Raw genomic sequence first — 19983 nt, 5'->3', positions numbered from 1 at the left:
CTATAGATACTTTTCTATTTTAAAATTTCCAGTTGATCGTATATTTTGCAATTATTTTATATAGATACTTTTCTATAGCAGGCTCCTGAATATCTTCCTACTTTCATATATAAAACCAGAAAGAATGAAGAAAGGGGAAATTATACTAAAGAGAGAGAATAGGAACTTTAATGCCGGATTTTGCATAATTAAACAGGAGTTACCTGATCTTATAAATAAGATTCAACTCCTCCATCAAGATGAAAGAAACTACTTTGATACATTATTATTCGATAAACGAAAAGCGGATTACCTGCTGGGAAGGATTGCTTCAAAAAAAGCAATAGGTGAGCTGACAAAAGAAGAGAATATGGACTCAATTTCAATCGGGTTTGGGATTTTCCAATTCCCGGTAGTAAAGAGTTCTGTAAACCGGAATATTCAGGTAAGCATCAGTCATTGCGATAATTTAGGGATTGCTTTAGCATTTCCGGAAGAACATCCTTTGGGAGTAGATATCGAGAAACTGGATAACAATAAAATTGATGTGATGAGAAGCCAGGTTTGTGCTAATGAATTCGATCTTATTTCAAGCAGTGATCTGTGCTTACCCACTGGCTATACAGTCATTTGGACCATAAGAGAGAGTTTATCGAAGATCTTCAGAACGGGATTGACGATGGATAATAAATTAGCCGAAATTAAAACATTAATAAAAGTTGGTACCGTTTATGTAAGCACCTTCCGCCATTTTTCTCAGTATAAAGCCATTTCGTGCTGTGCAGGTGATTATGTTTGTTCAATAGTATTACCAAAGAATACGGTTCCGGTTCTTGATCTTTTTTGGAACTCATTTACAGAAATTGTTCAGGAATAAATAGCAATAATCGACTTAAATGTTTGTCCCACTTAGTATACTCATAACTATTACCAATAAACTAAGTAATTCTAAAGGTCTCATTATCAATATCCCGTTAACTATATGAAAAAATTCTTAATTGCCGACGACCATTCTATCGTAAGAACCGGTCTTAAATTTCTTATAAGGGAAGAATTCATGGATGCAGAAATAGATGAATGCCAGGATGGAAACAGCGCCTGGAAGAAAATACAAACCGGCGAATATGACCTCACGATCCTCGATATATCCATGCCCGCTACTGACTTCCTCCATTTATTAAAAAATGTATTCGACCTGAAACCGGACCTGAAAATCCTTATCGTAACTATGAGCAGCGAAAGGATCTATGCCAAAAAATATCTGAACCTGAGCCCGAGCGTGAAAGGTTTTATTAACAAAGAAGCTGCCCCATCCGAGATCCGGAGGGCCATTGTAAGCATTTTGAACAACAAAAAATACCTGAGCCCCAGGTTGCTGGATATCCAGATCCAGGAGATCCTTAAAGGAAAGGAGAAAAACCCATTCGATGCTCTTTCCATCAGGGAGCTGGAAATCATGAATCATTTAGTTAGTGGAAAAGATATCCCGGAAATCGCTGGTATTCTATCCGTGGATAGCTCAATAATACGCATACATAAGGCAAATATTATGCATAAACTGGGTGTTTCCAATGTGATTGAATTATGTGAAATGGTACAAAGGTTTTAATGCATCTCTTCTCCTGTAAGTTCGTAAATGGCATTTGACATTTGACATTAATCAAAAAATATAGATATTAAACAATTGAAAATTAATATTTTATGTGTTGTTTTTTCAAGTGTGGTTAGTAGTATGTAATTAGGGATGAGTATTAATTGAGTAAAGTAACTACTTTAGACAAAAAAACGACCATTACTATAACGACCATTATATATTTGCTGCTTTATATTTAGTCATTTACTACTCAAAACCCTTAATTGCTATGAAAAAGTTTTTAATAGCCGACGACCATTCCATCGTAAGAACGGGGATTAGCCTTCTCCTTAAAGAAGAGTTCATGAACATAGAAATAGATGAATGCAAAGATGGAGATACTGTCTGGGAAAAAATAAAGACCAGCAGTTACGACCTCGCAATCCTGGATATAAATATGCCGGGAACAGATTCTATTAATTTGTTGCAAAACATTTTCGCGTTCCGTCCAGATCTGAAGGTTCTGATCCTCACTATGAGTAAGGAGGAAATTTATGCCAGGATATACATGCAACTGGGTGTTAAAGGGTTTATTAACAAGGAAGCCGATGATATAGAGATCCGAAAGGCTATTACAACCACTCTGAATAATAAAAAGTATCTAAGCCCCGAAATGCATGTCTCCCAGAGTCTGGAAGCTAATAAAAGAACCCCTTCGAGTCTCTTTAACAGACTATCTCCGCGGGAACTGGAAGTGATGACCCATTTGCTTGAAGGGAAAAATGTTTCACAAATCGCTAACCTGTTGTGCGCGCATACTTCAACAATAGGGACTCATAAAGCAAAGGTTCTTCAAAAGCTTGGCGTCACCAATATTATTGAATTGAAAGAATTCACACAAATGTTCAATCACGCAGGATACGGTATTACGAAACAGGTTTCGTAAGTCATGTGTAAGTCTGAAATTTCCCCCGGAATTATCTAATCTGAAACTTAGCAAAATATTCACTGTAGCATTGTCATCTTATTACTAAGAGAGTTTGTATTGTCAAGCCATATCTGTATAATTATTGTTTTAACTTCTGTTACAACCATCCACTATGTTGACTTATCCTTTGAGGCACTTAGTACTCATATTTGTTTACCTGTTGTCATGTTTTCCATCCAGTGGACAAATAAGCCTATCCGGATACAGCATCACCAATTATAATAGCGATAATGCCCTACCTCAAAACAGCATCAATAGTATAGCCTTTGACAAGAACGGATTCCTATGGCTGGCAACGAGAATGGGCTTGGTCCGGTTTGACGGTGAGAATTTCAGGGAGTATAATACGGAGAATACCTCCGCCTTAGTCAATAATGAACACTTCCTGCCCCTAACAGCACCAGATCCGGATAAAACACTCATTTTACCAAAGGATGACAGCTTCCATATCCTGACGGTATCAGATGATTACCAGATCGAAACAGATAGTATTCATTCCGGCCTTCTACATTCATTCAACACCTCGAACTGTCACTTATTTGATTTCACCAATATTTATAAAAAACAGGTGCTTGAAAACAAAACCGGGAGATATAAGGAGCTATTCGCTAAACTGAGTTCCAGCAAGACCCTGATCACTATAAGTGAAAAACAGGCTTATTTAAAAGTGGGTAAGGATTGCTACTTCCTTGATGAGAATGCGGGAAGCATTACCGTACTTCCGGAAATAACAGCACATAAGGATAAACTACAATTCGCAGTCGGGAATATTTTTTGCTATGTGGATGATGATAACCATATGTATGCTTATAAAGAAGGGGTTCTGCAGAGAAAAATAACTACTGGCAATAAATTACATCAATTTTTTGTCCAGGCTACAATGCCAGGTTCGGATCTGGAACAGGCATCATTAAAAATATTAAGAGATCCCAGCCACACCTTCATGATACGCAAGGATAGTATCCTCACGCTTCAGATTGTCAATAATATATTGGATTGTGAAATATTAGTGGCCAATAGCTCCATCACAGATATCGAATGTATGATCTATGACGAAGACTATCAAACCATATACATAGGAACCATTACGCATGGATTGTACATATTGAAAAAACAAGAATTCGAAAGGCTTTTTTTAACCGGCCCTAAAATCAATATCAATTATGGGGAGGCTCAGATTGAACTGCCGGGAGGAAGAATACTGACGGGCGCTGGTATAATGAACAGGGGCAATAAAGGCAACTGGGTATTTCCCAGCACACGCACTATTACCAGATGGGCCTTGCTGAAAGCATCCGATGGGACAATCTGGTATTCCGAATCTGACTCTTTAAAAAGAACAGACGTTGATCTTCATCCTTCCGTTACTGTCAGTTACCTGGGAGAATCGCTTACTGGCATTGTGGAAAGAGAAAATAAGGAAATAATATATAGCACTTTTCACAAATTATTCCGGAGAAATGCAAAGGAGGAGACGATCTTACTGGATCATCCCGGATTGTTACAAAATGCACGGATCCAGACAATCAGAGAGGCCACTGCGGGTAATATATGGATTGGAACTGCAAAAGGAATATTTGTATATGAACTATCGCGTCGTCGACTCCGTAAACTGTCCCTTTTAAATATGGATGTATCAATTATCGATGTAGCAAAAGATAGTAGTATCTGGATTGGTACCTATGGACAAGGTTTTTATAAATTCTATAAAAACCACTTTATCAGAATGCCTGTGGATGTCCGGAAACATCTTTTGATCGCACATTGTTTCATGGAAGATAAGCGCGGTTATTTCTGGATACCAACCGACAGGGGATTATTCAGGGTAGCAAAAAAGGAACTTGATGATTATGCATCCGGCACTAATACGAACGTTTTTTATTATTATATAGATAAGTCTCACGGATTCACCACCAATGAATTTAATGGCAGCAGCACTCCCTGTGGAATTGAAACAAAGGATGGCCGTTTCTCTTTGCCTTCGATAGATGGTTATGTCCAATTCCATCCCGATAGTGTACATATTAATTTACCTGACAAGGCCATATTTGTAGACGAGGTAATGGCCGATGACAAAAAAATATTTCTAAAAGATAATTTAGTACAAATACAGGATTTCAACCGGCTTGTCTTTGAAATTTCATCGCCCTATTTTGGCAACCGCATCAACCTGCACCTTGAATACTCGATTAAGGAACTAGGTGGAAAATGGTACCCAGTAAATGAGGATGGAAGGTTAATAATAACAAAGCTGGCTAAAGGTCATTATACACTTACCATAAGAAGACGGGATAGCGATACCCATTATAAAACAATCCAGCTTACCATTCTTCCTTATTGGTATGAAACAGCCTGGTTTCGATGGCTTACAGGATGCCTGGTGATTGGTGCATTTTTGTCTTTCTTCCGGGTGCGATACAATTCCCAGGTTAAAAGGGCCGAGCTGTTGGAACAGAAAGTGGCGGAAAGGACACAGGAATTGTCAATTACTAATAAAGACCTTAATCTGTCTAAATTGCATTTATCCGATAGTAACAGAGTGAAAGAGAAAATGATCTCCATCATTTTGCACGATTTCCGGTCTCCACTCAGGTTTCTGCAATTACTGGCACGCCATATACATGGGAATTTTAGAGAAGTAAGCGAACAGGAATTAGCAACCTTGCTGTTGAAATTCCAGACAGCCACCACAGATCTGTATGATTTTGCACAGGAATTTTTGATTTGGACCAACGCCCAGAAAGAAGACTTTATTATTAACAGGGAAAAAGTAGCACTATGGGAAATTACTAATGATATTATCTCTTTATATAGCGTGGGGGCTAATATCAACAGAAATGTATTTATTAACCTCATCCCCGGGAATCTCACACTGACTACGGATGCCAACTTGTTAAAACTGATAATAAGGAACCTGGCAGACAATGCTAATAAATACACAGCCGATGGAGAAATAAGGATCGAAGCAATACAAAGCGATTCAAACCTGCAGATCATCATGACCGATACAGGCCAAAGTATGAATAAGGAACTGATAGAAAGAATTCTCAATAATACCTATAACCCCGCCGACGCCAACCAGGGATGGGGATATAAAATCATTACGGAATTACTGATCAGGTTAGGCGGCATACTCAGCATAGATACATCCACCGGACAGGGCAACAAAATAACAATAACTTTCAGGGAAGATAAGTGAGAAATGTATAAGGATATGTATTCCTCAAATAACGCAACCCTAAGTTCATTTATGAACACACATTGTATCAAAATCGTACAGCTTCGCAGGATTAAGTCATTATAAATAATTGACTTATAGTTAATTAAAGTCCGGCATTTTCTTTGGGATATTATGGGAACTGTTTTTTCGGGGTATAATCTGAATCTCCATCTTATTTTAAAGGAATTATAATGTTTAGAAATTATTTAAAAACCGCATGGCGCAATCTTTGGAAAAACAAAAGCCTGTCGTTCATCAATATTTTGGGGTTGGCAATGGGTATGGCCTTTGCTACGCTTATCGGTTTATGGATTCAGTTTGAAACAAGTTTTGATTCATTTCATAAAAATAGCGATCGCATAGCTCTGGTGCAAAAGCATACGTTATTTAATAATAACAGGAATACTCAGGAGTCTACCCCACTTCCTTTGTATTATGAATTGAAAAACAACTACCCTGAAGTAAAAAGAGCCTCGCGGTTAACCTGGAATGATAACCATAGCCTGGTAATTGGCAATAACAAATTCAACAAAAAGGGAAGATATATTGATCCGGATTTCCTGGAAATGTTTTCGTTTCCACTGGTGAAAGGTAATGCTGCAACAGCATTGACTGATCCCAATTCCATCATACTTACCGAATCACTTGCGACCGCTTTATTCGGCACAGAAAACCCAATTGGTAAGATAATAAAAATAGATAACTGGTATAATGCGCAGGTTACTGCTCTGGTAAAGGATGTTCCTAAAAATTCAACATTAGATTTTGATTTTTTAGCCCCCTATCAATTTATAATGGAGCATTCTGACTGGATAAGAAATAACAGTACAAATTGGGGCAATAATTTCCTCATGAATATCGTGGAACTGAAAGAAGGGGTTTCCATGGCAAACTTTTCAAAGAAGATTAGTCCGCTGATTGTACAAAAGGATAATAGACTAAAAAATCAAACACTGTTCCTGCATCCTTTAAGCAAATGGCATTTGTATAATGATTATAAGAATTGGATAAATGTGGGAGGAAAAATAGAATATGTGAGATTGTTTGGTATCATCGGTATCTTCGTATTGCTTATTGCATGTATCAATTTTATGAATCTTTCGACCGCGCGTTCCGAAAAAAGGGCAAAAGAAGTCGGTATCCGGAAGGCTGTAGGTTCAGGGCGCATGCAACTTGTTACTCAGTTTTTGACTGAATCTATGCTGACGGCTTTTCTCGCTTTTGTACTCTCCATAGGAATAATCCAACTGTTATTGCCCTATTTAAAAGGCCTGGGTTTTGAAAATATCAGGTTCGATTTCAGCAATATTTTTCTGCTTGGTTTCTTACTCCTTGTTTGTATACTCACTGGGTTTATAGCAGGTAGTTATCCGGCTTTGTACCTCTCTTCATTTTTACCGGTCAGGATATTAAAAGGAATATTAAGGCAAAGCAAAAGCGCCGTTACTTTTCGTAAAGTGCTGGTCGTTTTCCAGTTTACAGTTTCTATTGGATTAATCATCAGTACGGTCATTGTTTTTCAACAGATCAATCATGCCAAAAATCGTTCTTTGGGTTATAACCCGAACAACCTGATTTCTATTAATGGCAGCGATGATCTTACTAAAAACTACACCGCATTAAAACAAGATCTCCTGAACAGCGGTTATCTTGAATCGGTAGCAAAAGCTTCGCAACCAATGACAAGGACCACAAACCGGTGGAGTGACTTCTCCTGGCAAGGAAAGGATCCAAATACAGACATCGCATTGGATGCAATAATGACCGATTGGGATTTTGAAAAAACAGCAGGTTTAAAGTTTAAAGAAGGACGGCCTTTTTCAAAAGAATACAAAACCGATTCAAATGCTGTGATCTTAAATGAAGAGGCCCTAAAAGTAATTGGTTACAAAGATCCGATTGGAAAGACAATGACATCCGGCGGAAGAGTAATAACTATTGTTGGAATAGTAGAGAATGTATTAATAGATAACCCATTCAAACCTGTTTATCCTTTGGCCATCCTTTTCAATGGCAATGTTGCTAATAATATTCTTCTGCGATTAAAATCAACTTCAGATTTAAGGAAGACATTAGCCGCCATTCAACCGGTTTTTGACAAGTACAATCCTTCTTCTCCATTTGAATACAATTTCGTAGATGACGAATTCAGCAAGAAGTTCACTATAGAAAATCAGGTTGGCAAATTAGCCGGCATCTTTGCAGGGCTAGCCATTTTCATTTCCTGCCTGGGTTTATTTGGTCTTGCAATGTTTATGGCTGAAAGCAGAACCAAAGAAATAGGTATTCGTAAAGTATTGGGCGCATCGGTTGCCAGCATCTGGGCATTGCTGTCCAAAGAGTTTGTATGGCTGGTACTGCTCGCTTGTTTGTTTGCTTCTCCTATTGCTTTCTGGTTAATGAAAGACTGGTTACAAAAATATGAATACCGTATTGATATAGGCTGGTGGATATTTGCCGTTGCGGGGATGCTTGCCATTATTATCGCCTTACTTACAGTAAGTATGCAGGCTATTAAAGCGGCAATTGCCAATCCGGTGAAGAGTTTGAGATCTGAATAATCTTCATCCTTGTTTGTAAGATTAAGTGCTATCCTTATTTATTTAAGAATAGCACTTAATGCTTTAATGTCTTGGTTTAGCTCTCTCATACTGTATCGGCCATACTACACTCTCATCATGTAATACATGCGCTGCATGAAGTGGAAAATAAGGGTCCCGCAGTAATTCTCTTGCCATTATCACCAGATCAGCCTTTTTATCTGCGATGATCGATTCTGCTTCCTGTGCAGTTGTGATTAAACCAACAGCTCCTGTTTTTATACCCGTTTCTTTGCGGATATGTTCTGCAAACGGCGTTTGGTATAATGGGCCAACGGTTATTTTCTGATGAGAGGCTAGTCCGCCGGACGAACAATCAATCAGATCTACTCCCTTTTCTTTTAAAATCATTGCCAGTTTCGTAGATTCTTCCAGGTTCCATCCTCCTTCTGCCCAGTCGGTTGCAGAGATACGGACAAATAAAGGATGATCAGATGGCCAGACTTCCCTGATGGCGGCAATAATCTCCAATAATACTTTAATTCTGTTCTCAAAGCTTCCGCCATACTCATCTGTACGATGATTGCTTAGTGGAGATAAGAATTCATGTATGAGATAACCATGCGCAGCATGAATCTCTATCACCTGGAAACCGGCTTCGAGTGACCGTTTTGCAGCAGCTTTAAAGTCGGCCACTACTTTTTTGATACCATCAGCTGTTAGTGCGATTGGCATTCCGTAATGTTCTGAAAAGGGAATAGCACTGGGTGCATGGATTTCCTTCCAGCCGCCATTTTCAGGAGATATTAATTTCATTCCTTTCCAGGGTACACTGGTACTGGATTTACGTCCGGCATGTGCCAGCTGGATACCTGCTGCGGCTCCCTGTGCTTTTATAAAAGTCGTGATATTGAGGAGTTTGGTAATATGTGCATCATCCCATATGCCCAGGTCCTGAGGGGAAATACGCCCTTCCGGAGAAACGGCTGCTGCTTCCGTGATAATCAATCCTGCGCCACCTACTGCCCTGCTGCCCAGATGTACCAGGTGCCAGTCATTGGCAAATCCGTTTTCTGAGCTGTATTCGCACATGGGCGAAACAACGATCCTGTTTTTAAATGTAATTGCTCCTATCTGTAATGGCGAAAATAGCGCTGACATAATGTGCCTTTTTATAGACTAATTTATATAAAAAAAAGATCCCGGCGATTGCCGGGACCTTTAGCTAAATCAAGTGTATGAAAAAGCGAGCTTAGTCGATACGTTTAACGTTAACGGCATTCATACCTTTCCTACCTTCCTGCAGTTCAAACTCAACTTTGTCGTCTGCTTGGATCTCATGTACAAGACCGTTTACGTGTACAAAAGTCTCTTTATTGGATTCATCATGCTTAATGAAGCCAAAGCCTTTTGTTTCGTTAAAGAACTTTACAGTTCCTTGGAATTTTGTGTTCATTTGTGTAAAATTATAAATTTGTAAAGGACAAATGTAGGGATTATATTCTCTGGCGCCAAATAAAAATAATCTCTAATGGTTATTTCGTTGTAAATTAACCTTAACACATCTATAACATTTGTATATATTATTACTTCTCCGTAGATTGTGGAGGTTAAAATAGTGGTATGTAATTAATTTCGATCTGTATAGTCATGAGTTTCTTTTCAGTTTATCGTTTATTGCCACTTTTTATCAAGCCTAACAACTGTTTCGCGATCTAAAAACAATTCAATCTATTATGGCGAAAGTAATTTTCAACAACAAGAAAGCCTTATTCTTTCAATCTCTTAAGGCCGATGTGGAGTCCTATTTTGTTAAAAATAACATAAAAAAGACCGGGAACTGGAAACTGTATTCGAAAACCTTAGTACTCATTCCTCTTGCTATACTCCTATATACTTCATTATTGGTATTCCCTATGACTGCAGTACTGGGCATCGGGCTCAGCGCTTTCCTTGGTTTCATCCTGGCTTCTATCGGGTTTAACATAATGCATGATGCCTGTCACGGCAGTTATTCAACAAATTCCACTGTAAATAATTTACTGGGATTATCCCTGAACGCTTTAGGTGGTAATGCCTTTATCTGGAAACAGAAACATAACGTGATCCACCATACGTACACTAACGTAGATGGTATGGATGAAGATATTGCAAAGAGCCCGTTAATGCGTCAGTGCAGTACACAGGCATGGACGCCAATGCACCGTATCCAGCATATTTATGTTGTATTGGTATATGCGATCTCTTCTTTTGCTTGGGTATTCATCATGGACTTCACAAAATACCTGACCCGCAAAATCTACAAAACACCTTTACAGACCATGAGTGTTAGCGATCATGTGGTTTTCTGGGCAAGTAAAGCATTATACCTGTTATTCTATATCGCTATCCCGGTAATGGTAGTGGGTTGGCAATCATGGGCAATTGGTTTTGCCGCTATGCACGTTGTTTTAGGCTTTACCCTGGCAATTGTTTTCCAGCTGGCTCACGTGGTAGAAGAAACAACCTTTGAAGTGGTAGGTGAAGAAACTAAGGTTATTGAAAACGAATGGGCTATCCATCAGATTAATACAACAGCAAACTTTGCTCCTGATAATAAAGCAATTTCATGGTTTGTAGGTGGACTAAACTACCAGGTAGAACATCACCTGTTCCCACGCGTGAGCCATGTACATTATCCGGAACTTAGCAAGATTGTATCTGCTAAATGCGAAGAGTTTGGTATCCAGTATAACAGCATGCCTACAATGCAGGCTGCCGTAAGATCACATTTCCGTTTCATGCGTCAGTTAGGTAGAAAGCCGCAATCAATGGCAATACCTGCATAAGCATTGAACTTAACTTATACATAAAAAGGCGTCTCAAGTAATTGAGGCGCCTTTTTATTTTCTTCGGTATGCCTGAGTTGCTGGCAGACACTAGCCACTTAGCTCTTCTTTATCAACAATATGTACTTAAATAAAACAGGCTGTATCATAAGTACGATACAGCCTGTTTTTTAATTCAATCCTTACAGCTTTCCAATATCAGCATACAACATCCTGAAACAACGGCTGGAGGTCTCTAAAGTATCCTTCGCCACGCCTTCCCTCTTTTTCCTGCCGTAATATTCGTTCATAAAATCTTCGGCACCAGACCATACTGTTTGCATCATCCCCTGATACCTGTCTTTCATTTCGGGAGTAGCCGTTTCCCTGAATGAGATCATATCTTTCAACTGCTGCTGCGCAAACAATGGCTTACGCCAGGGGCAGGTAATCACCTGTAATCCTTTCATCGCAAAATATACAGGTGTTTTGTCAGGGCGATCGTAATGCCAGTCGCATATCACTACATCTTTTGGGATCATGTCAATAGCACGGTAAGTGTTGTTAAAACTGGCTTCCCATCTCCCCAACCCGGTAGATTTACCATCCAGGAGTCTGTCGCCCCATATCCATAAATTACGCCCTTTACCAGCCAGGTGATTACGCAGCACTGTTAGCTCCCCGGCAAACAATTCAGCCTTGTCTCGGCCTCCGCAACGCGGACATTTATCCTCTCCTATGTAAAACACCTCATCCATCCCTGCGTGAAATGCTTTTGACTCAAATACATCGCAGATTTCATCTATCAGGTCAAATACTACTTTATGTACGTCCGGATGCAAAGGGCAATAACTCTTGCAATACAATCCATCAGTATTGGGCCATACATATTTCCCGGTATCCTGCATCTTCACCCAGGGTGTTTCGTCAAATTGCGGATATACAGATAACAATTTGTTTGTTTCAAACGCCCAGGATTGATGCCCCAGCAGGTTTACCTGCGGAATCAGATTGATATGATATTGCTTGCATACCTGCACCACCTTTTTTATATCCTGTTTGGACAAGGCTCCTTTGTCCTGTAGTTCCGGATGACTTTCATATTGGTAATTATAATCTACCCGGAGTATCAGCGTATTCACCTGCCGGGGTGCCAGTTCCTCCCTGATAAATTTTATGAATTCATCCAGCGCGGCAGTATGTGGTGCGCCTATACAAAACCCTCTTACCGGTAATATGCTGTCTGGTGGGGAAGCAAAGGTACCGGTAGTGAAAAATAATAACAGGATTGATAAGATCAATGCATTTTTCATGTATGTTGCTTTTAACGTGAAAGAGACTACATGAATGTAATAAATGGACGCGGCATGTGCCAGTAGTATTTGTTGAATGGTGATTAATTGTTATTTCTCTGATGAGAAGGCATATTCTCCGGACCCTACAGCATATACAACAAAACCACCCTTCGTTCTGAGCAATTTTATATCATCATCTGCCGTAATCGCCTTGTTCCTTTCCTTCACCTGTTTATCTGAAGCTGCAGGGATATATACTTCTGCATGAGTGTTCACGGGAATGGATATATTCCATGTAAAGGTCTTTCCATCATCCTGCCAGTTACTGCGAATCCATCCATAAGCCGAATGATAAGCTGCATTCACTTTCTTCAGATCTTTTATGACCAATGGTTTCATAATGATCTTTTTATAGGCAGGACTATCTGGCCGGATACCTCCCAGGTACTCATAATACCAGGTAACTAGATCTCCCAGCAGCATCACATGATTGCCTGAGTTCATAGCCGGATCGGCGGTATTACCATTCCACAGTTCCCATATGGTAGTGGCTCCATGTTCTGCCATATAACCCCAGCTTGGATAAGTGGTATTAGTGGCCAATTGATAGGCTATATCTCCCCTGCCATAATCAGAAAGGGTACGCATTAACCATTCCGCTCCTACCAGTCCTGTGCTGATATGACCATTATAATCCTTCAGCGTTTTATTGACAATATGTTTAAATACCGAATCAACTTTTTCTGATGGTGCAAGATGATAAGCAAGTGAAAAGATATTGGCCGTTGGAGTATTATTCGCATAATAACCATTCGCTGTATTCAGGAACTTATTATTGAACGCTGTTTTAATTTTCTCTGCCTGCTCCTTAAACGTTGGTACATCAGCGGTATTACCGGAAATAACAGCGAAGTGTTCCATGAGTGTCAGCATCTGATAATAAAAAGCAGTACCCAGGAAGTCGCCGGCTGTTTTCCTGGCAGGATCCTGTGAGTGGATCAGTTCAGGAGATTCAGGTGGTACGCACCAGTCACCATAAGTATCTTTGGTGAGGATATCATCTTTCATATACTTATTCTTCATGTAGGTCATCCACTTTTTCATGGATGCATAGTGCTGACGGATAGGCTGATCATCTCCATACTGTTCATAAAGTAAATTGGCAATGGTTAGATACGCTCCTGGCCAGGTCATGTTATCCGAATATATTTTCCAGTAAGTAGGCGCTACGTCCGGAATACTTCCTTCTGGGTTTTGTGCATCTTCTATATCCTGCAACCATTTGGCATATAAACCGTGATTATTGAATACAAAACTTTCTCCCTGTGCTCCTGTGGCACGATCGCCGAGCCATCCCATACGCTCATCCCGCTGCGGACAGTCGGTTGGCATACCCCTGTAATTACCACGGATACCCCAGTACGCATTATTATAAATGCGGTTGATCACTTCATTGGATGTTTCAAATTGTCCGCTGGTTTCCATCTCATCATATACTACCCTGCCTTCAATGGCAGAGAGGTCTGGCTTTCCTGGGTAGCCGGTTACTTCTACATAACGGAAACCATGATAAGTGAAACGTGGTTCCCAGTTTTCTTCACCTGTACCTTTCAGTGTATACTTGTCTGTTACCTTGGCAGAACGAAGGTTCTCCATATATAATGTGCTGTCGTCTTTTAGTCGTTCGGCAAATCTCATGGTTACTACTGTTCCTTTGTTTCCTTTTACTTTCAGATGTACCCAGCCTACAAAGTTTTGTCCCATATCATAAATGAAAGTACCGGGGTTGATTTCTGTAACATGAATAGCTTTAACCGTATCCATTATTTTGATTGGATTGTTGGGTTGCGCTACCAATGCTGCTGTTTGACTCACCAGCTGTGCTTTCAGCCATTTACCGGCATCATAGCCGGATTTGTTCCAGCCGGTCAATTCTTTCTCTGCATTATATTCTTCGCCGTCATATTCATTGTTGGATATGATTGGTCCGTCTACAGTTATTTTCCAGGTATCATCAGTGATCACTTTATCTGCAGATCCATCTTCATAGGTAATGTTAATCTGGCTGATCATTTTAGGATAACCGTAGTTTGTTACCCTGCCCAATCCACGCATAGTAAAGAAGCGCCCATTTCCAAGAATGGCGCCTATTGTATTACTTCCTTCTTTCAACTGGGATGTTACATCGAATGTATTGTAAAATGCACGTTTGTTATATTCCGTAGGACCGGGAGCCAGTACCTGGTCTCCTATCTTTTCCCCATTGATGTACAACTCATACAGTCCAAGTCCGCTGATGTAAGCAGTAGCTTGTTTCACTTTTTTAGTCAGGCTGAAATCTTTGCGTAAATAACGCGCAGAAAGACGGGTAAAAGTATCTGTAGCTTTCGCCTTATCCCATGCAAAAGCAGAATCCAGCCCTATCCATTTTGCCTGCCAGTCGCCTGCCTGCAATAATCCTGTGCTCCATTTTGCGGGTTGGCTCCACTCAGTTTCACTGCCATCGCTGGTCCATACTTTTACTTTCCAATAGCAGATGGTGCCACTATTTAGTTGTTTACCTGCATACTTTACATTAATAGATTGATCTGAAGATATCTTTCCGGGATTCCAGAGATCACCTTCGTTTTTGCTAAGTGCGCTTTCTGAAGAGGCTACAATTACCTGGTAGGCTTGTTGCACCACTCCCCTGTTGTTGCTTTCTACTTCCCAGCTGAGTCTTGGTGTTGTAATGTCTATACCCAGCGGATTATTGCGGAATTCGCATCGTAGATTGGAAAGTGAATTCTTCCCGTTTTGCGTACAGGCGCTAAGTAGTAGTGAAAAAACAATGATGTATCTGATCATACAGTTTTTATTTTATTGTGGGTTTTGCGTTAGGTTATCAAGGTTTACATCTGTTTGTGGTATTGGCAGTAACAGTCTGTTGACCGTTATCTGGTATCCGTTTGCCGGAATCTGGGTACTCAAAGCCTTTTGGTTAACGCCGTGAGCATTCATTATCTCCACTGCTTTGCCTGATCTTACAAGGTCATACCAGCGATGGTTTTCAAATGCCAGTTCTATTTTCCTCTCCTGAAATATGGCATCTCTGAAAGCATCCTGAGAGGCTACGGTAGCTGCTGTTTTAGGAGCTAATCCCGCTCTTGCCCTTACCTGATTGAGCAGATCAAATTCTTCACCTCCGGCAGTAAAGGCTTGTTCGTTGAGGCACTCTGCAATCATCAGCAATACATCTGCATAACGGAGTACCGGGAAATTATCATTAGTACGTCCTACATCAGTAAAGCCATGATTATACTTTTTTACATATGGAATATTCACGAAATTACTATCGGCATCTTTATAACCATCTGCCATAGAAACATCTTTACGTTTATCGCCAGTTTCGTAAGAGGCGATCATATCCTTAGTAGGGATATTCCAGCCGGAGCCACTACCGTGAATGGAAGTTTTGGTATCACGGGTAACATAACTTCCGGATGTATATGGCGCAAAAATATACATGAAAGTGCTAAAGAGACCTGATTGTGATCCAAGATACTGAATCTCGAATATAGATTCAGGTCCATTCTTTTTATTAGGATCAAAAACATCCGCGTAGTTTGTCAACAGGGAATAACCCAGAGCCTGTACTTTGCGTAGTTCTGCCAATGCAGATGGATAGTTTTTCTGGGTTAAATACACTTTAGCCAGTAAAGTACTGGCGGCCCCTTTAGTGGCACGGCCAACACTTGTACCTGAATAAGAGGCTGGCAACTTTTCTGCAGCATCTTTCAGATCAGCTAAAATAGCGGCATATACTTCATCTATAGTGGCACGGCCATTTGACTTTGTAGCTTCGGGCGACTGTACAGACGTTAGTTTTAAGGGTACTCCTCCAAATTGTCTTACAAGATTGAAGTAATGGAATGCCCGTAAAAACTTGGCCTCACCGGTATATTGATCTCGGGCAGCATCGGTCATATCGGTTACATTGGGAATATTATCCAGTACATCATTACTGCGGGATATACCGATATAACTGTTCTTCCAGAAATTACTGATACACTCTGCAGTAGCTGGTACCAGGAATTCATCTGCAAACTCCCATTGTTCACGTCCTCTGTCCTGATTATTATACTGAAACCATGTATTATCAGATCTCATTTCGCCGAAGATCCAGTAGCTCTCATTGGCAAGAGGTTGTAATATACTATAGGCTCCATTTACAGCCTGTTGAATTTCTGGTTCTGTTTTATAGAAAGCATTTCCGTTGATGATTGTTTCCGGGTTGAGATCAAGGAAACTCTTCTGACAACCACCGGCAAGCAAGCCTGCCATTACAGGAAGGAAAATATATTTAATTTTCATGACTGTTAATTTTCACTTTTAAAATGACAGGTTAATACCAAGTGTATAAGTGCGGGCTACAGGATAGTTGGTAAAATCTTCCCCGGGAGTTAACGCAGTGGTAGTTGCATTTCCTGAAGGAGATTTACGACTTACTTCCGGATTTGCACCACTGTACTTCGTGAAAGTAGCCAGATTCTGTACACTTGCGTACAAACGCGCACCGCTTATAAATTTTGTATGCTCCAGCAATTTTCTATTGAAATTATAACCCAGCGCTATATTCTGAATGCGCATAAAAGAACCACTCTCCACCCATTCAGAGTTTACATCACGGTATATCACCCTGGCACCATTCGTAGTAGGTGTTTTACCATCACCCGGATTATCCACAGAACGCCAGCGGTTCAATACACTACGGTCTACATTAAATATCCCGTCTATATTCTGGATGTACTGTTTGGAGGTTTTCAGGATCTGACCGCCCTGTGATCCCACCAGTACAATACCAAGATCAAGGCTTTTATATTCGAAGTGATTGGTTAATCCCCAGATGAATTTTGGATTGGGATCACCAATAATGTCAAAATCATTTACCGGTTCTATTACCCCATTACCGTCCACATCTTTGTATTTGATAGAGCCTACTACAGAAGTAACATTCTTAGGCGATTTATCAAAGTCTGCCTGATCTTTGTACACACCTTCCACTACATAGCCATAAAACAATCCTATGGGCTTACCTACCTTTGTAATATGGGTATAGGAACCTTCTCCGCTCCGGCCGCTGTAAACTGGATCGTTCTTGGCATTCAGTGCGAGTACTTTATTACGGTTAAAAGCAATATTGGCGCTGGTAGTCCACTTTAGTTCTCCAGGCAGGTTATCGGTATTAATCCCAAATTCAAATCCGTGGTTTTCTATTTTCCCTGAGTTGATGATCACATTTGTATAACCAGATGACAGTGGGATTTCAGAGTTATAGAGCATTCCTTTGGTGATGCGTCTGTAATAATCTGCAGTCACATTAAGCCTGTTCCCGAAAAAACCGGCATCTATACCTGCATCCAGTTGGGATGACTCTTCCCAGGTAAGATTAGGATTTCTGAGTGTGGTAGAACTCCTGCCGCTTGCCACACCTCCTCCCAATACATAATTGGTGGAAGTAATATTAGACATGTAAGTGTAATTCCCGATGTTATAATTCCCTGAAAGACCATAACTCATTCTTAGTTTAAGATCGCTCAGCCAGGAAACATGTTTCAGGAACTCTTCTTCAGATGCCCGCCAGGCAAAAGCTCCCGAAGGGAAAGTACCAAAGCGGTTGTTGGTACCGAAACGGGAAGAACCATCAGAACGGATAGTTCCTGTGAGCAGATATTTTCCTTTATAAGAATAGTTGATCCTGCCGAGATACGACAAAATAGCCCACTCCTGCGTGTTCTGGTCGTACGAAGGGATTGTAGCAGCCGCATTAATCGGTTGTATCAGATCGTCCGGATAGTTGGATGCATTGATCCTGAGAAATTCTACTCTTTCTTTCTGCGCTGTATAACCCAGCACTACATTTATAGCATGATCTTTCCCTAACTTTTTATCATAAGACAATAACATTTCTGATAACCAGTTCAAAGCATTTCCTTTGGTCTGTGAAGAATTAGGAATGCTGGGCGGCGGATTATTCACTCCTCCTAATATGGAAGGATTAAATACAAAAGAAGAACCGTTGCCATAGTTCACATTGAAACTTACTCTTGCCTTTAATCCTTCAACGATTTCATACTCTCCGTATACACCTCCCAAACCAGAAAAGGAGGTCACTTTCGTAGCTCCGTATTGCAACGCGTTTAATGGATTACCGGCGCTGTACATACCTGTAGAAGTGATGTATGGCGTGCGTTTTCCGGTGCTGTCTGTTACAGATACCAGTGGGCTTAACCACAAACTACGGGTAAGCACATCCGTAAATCCATTCTCGAAATCATTGACATGTTGTACGCTGTAAGTAGGTGCCAGGTCCAGTCCTATTTTTACCTTCTTCCCTATTTTACTTTCTATGTTTGCTCTTACCGTATACCTTTTATAATCTGTATATCTTAATACACCATCCTGGTCAAAATATCCGAAGGTGAAATTATACTTTGTATTCTCCGAACCTCCACTTACTCCTAATGAAGTATTATGCTGCGGAGCAGTATGTAACACAGTATTATACCAGTTTGTACCTGCACCATATTGTTCCGGATGTCTGTAATCTGTTGGAATATCAGCATCGGTGGCTGTCTGTCCCCTGGATGCGAAATCATCAATGATAATATCTTTTCTGAACTGTGCAAACTCCCGTGCATTCAGCATTTCAGGTCTGCCCTTTTGTGGCACTTCCTGGTAACCGGTATACGTATTCAGCGTTACCCTGGGAGCACCTTTCTGTCCATGTTTTGTAGTGATCACTACCACACCGTTTGCTCCTCTGGAACCATATATCGCTGTAGAGGATGCATCTTTCAGCACCGTCATTGTTTCAATATCATCCGGGTTGATAATGTTCAGCGGACTAGCCTGCTGATCAAAACTGCCGGATAATGGAAAACCATCCACTACATATAAGGGATCGCTACCTGCACCAATAGAACCTGATCCACGGATCCTGATAGAAGCGCCACCTCCGGGCGTTCCGGAAACAGCACTTACCTGCACACCGGGAATCTGACCGGCCAGTTTCTGGTCAAGCCCTGCTGTAGGAAGATCCTGCAATTGTTTGGCATTAATACTGGCAATAGCTCCCGTCATATCTTTTTTCTGCTGACTACCATAACCAATTACCACTACTTCGTTCAATCCTGAAGATGTGGATTGCAACTGTATATTAATTGTGGTGGCACTGCCTACAGTTACACGCTTTTCATCATAGCCGAGAATGTGAAAGGATAATACATCGCCGGAAGATACCTGTAAGGTATATTGCCCGGTGGCACTGGTTTGTGTGCCGACTGGCTTGCCTACTACCCGGACTACCACTCCTGTTAGTGCACCAGAAGAAGAATCGCTTACCTGACCGGAGATCGTAAGTTTTTGCTGTGCTATTCCCGGAATACTAATCAGGAGTAACAGCAAACTACATTGAATGGCAAACTGCCGCCATTGCGGACTACAGATTAAATACTTGTACATAACGGGAATTTAATGATGAAGACATGGCATAAGTTTTTCACTCCGGAAATTTTCCCGGATAATGATGGCACAAATAAT

12 protein-coding genes are annotated in these 19983 nt (G+C 40.6%); 6 read left to right on the top strand and 6 right to left on the bottom strand.

The genetic code is table 11. From position 1 onward, the window contains the following. The first annotated feature begins 124 nt into the window (after positions 1 to 124). The 5 genes from BM176_RS23680 (at position 125) to BM176_RS23660 (ending at position 8321) form a co-directional block, all read left to right on the top strand. Positions 125 to 856, top strand: a complete 732-nt coding sequence (locus BM176_RS23680) for a 4'-phosphopantetheinyl transferase family protein (RefSeq protein WP_090106823.1) — start codon at positions 125 to 127, stop codon at positions 854 to 856. 105 nt (positions 857 to 961) lie between these two features. Further along, positions 962 to 1588 carry a response regulator gene (locus BM176_RS23675; RefSeq protein WP_090106822.1) on the top strand — a complete coding sequence of 209 codons (627 nt, stop codon included), beginning with the start codon at positions 962 to 964 and terminating at the stop codon, positions 1586 to 1588. A 253-nt stretch (positions 1589 to 1841) separates the two neighbouring features. Then, positions 1842 to 2498, top strand: coding sequence for a response regulator (locus BM176_RS23670; protein ID WP_090106821.1), 657 nt, complete (start codon positions 1842 to 1844; stop codon positions 2496 to 2498). Positions 2499 to 2652: 154 nt separating this feature from the next. Beyond that, complete coding sequence (locus BM176_RS23665; protein ID WP_090106820.1) at positions 2653 to 5739, top strand: ligand-binding sensor domain-containing protein; 3087 nt, start codon at positions 2653 to 2655, stop codon at positions 5737 to 5739. A 212-nt stretch (positions 5740 to 5951) separates the two neighbouring features. Further along, positions 5952 to 8321: an ABC transporter permease gene (locus BM176_RS23660; protein ID WP_090106819.1), complete on the top strand. Its 2370-nt coding sequence runs from the start codon at positions 5952 to 5954 to the stop codon at positions 8319 to 8321. A 63-nt stretch (positions 8322 to 8384) separates the two neighbouring features. Here BM176_RS23660 and namA read toward each other — a convergent pair whose 3' ends face one another. Both namA and BM176_RS23650 read right to left on the bottom strand, forming a co-directional pair. Beyond that, positions 8385 to 9461: an NADPH dehydrogenase NamA gene (gene namA / locus BM176_RS23655; protein ID WP_090106818.1), complete on the bottom strand. Its 1077-nt coding sequence runs from the start codon at positions 9459 to 9461 to the stop codon at positions 8385 to 8387. A 91-nt stretch (positions 9462 to 9552) separates the two neighbouring features. Continuing rightward, positions 9553 to 9756 carry a cold-shock protein gene (locus BM176_RS23650; RefSeq protein WP_090106817.1) on the bottom strand — a complete coding sequence of 68 codons (204 nt, stop codon included), beginning with the start codon at positions 9754 to 9756 and terminating at the stop codon, positions 9553 to 9555. A 280-nt stretch (positions 9757 to 10036) separates the two neighbouring features. Here BM176_RS23650 and BM176_RS23645 point away from each other — a divergent pair, with 280 nt between their 5' ends. Then, positions 10037 to 11128, top strand: coding sequence for a fatty acid desaturase family protein (locus tag BM176_RS23645; protein WP_090106816.1), 1092 nt, complete (start codon positions 10037 to 10039; stop codon positions 11126 to 11128). A gap of 182 nt (positions 11129 to 11310) precedes the next feature. On the opposite strand, the gene BM176_RS23640 is transcribed toward BM176_RS23645, so the two are convergent. The 4 genes from BM176_RS23640 to BM176_RS23625 all read right to left on the bottom strand — a co-directional run bounded on the left by BM176_RS23640 (position 11311) and on the right by BM176_RS23625 (position 19905). Continuing rightward, complete coding sequence (locus tag BM176_RS23640) at positions 11311 to 12420, bottom strand: family 20 glycosylhydrolase (protein WP_090106815.1); 1110 nt, start codon at positions 12418 to 12420, stop codon at positions 11311 to 11313. Positions 12421 to 12510: 90 nt separating this feature from the next. Further along, positions 12511 to 15249 (bottom strand): alpha-L-rhamnosidase, encoded by a 2739-nt coding sequence (locus tag BM176_RS23635; protein WP_090106814.1) that lies wholly within the window; start codon positions 15247 to 15249, stop codon positions 12511 to 12513. Between the two features lie 12 nt (positions 15250 to 15261). Further along, complete coding sequence (locus tag BM176_RS23630; protein ID WP_090106813.1) at positions 15262 to 16755, bottom strand: RagB/SusD family nutrient uptake outer membrane protein; 1494 nt, start codon at positions 16753 to 16755, stop codon at positions 15262 to 15264. A gap of 18 nt (positions 16756 to 16773) precedes the next feature. Beyond that, positions 16774 to 19905: a SusC/RagA family TonB-linked outer membrane protein gene (locus BM176_RS23625; protein ID WP_090106812.1), complete on the bottom strand. Its 3132-nt coding sequence runs from the start codon at positions 19903 to 19905 to the stop codon at positions 16774 to 16776. Positions 19906 to 19983: the final 78 nt, after the last annotated feature.

Origin of the sequence: Chitinophaga sp. CF118, from assembly GCF_900112615.1 — a bacterium.
Lineage (GTDB): Bacteria > Bacteroidota > Bacteroidia > Chitinophagales > Chitinophagaceae > Chitinophaga.
The sequence above is the reverse complement of the archived record's forward strand: the minus strand, read 5'-3'. Positions and strand labels throughout refer to the sequence as shown.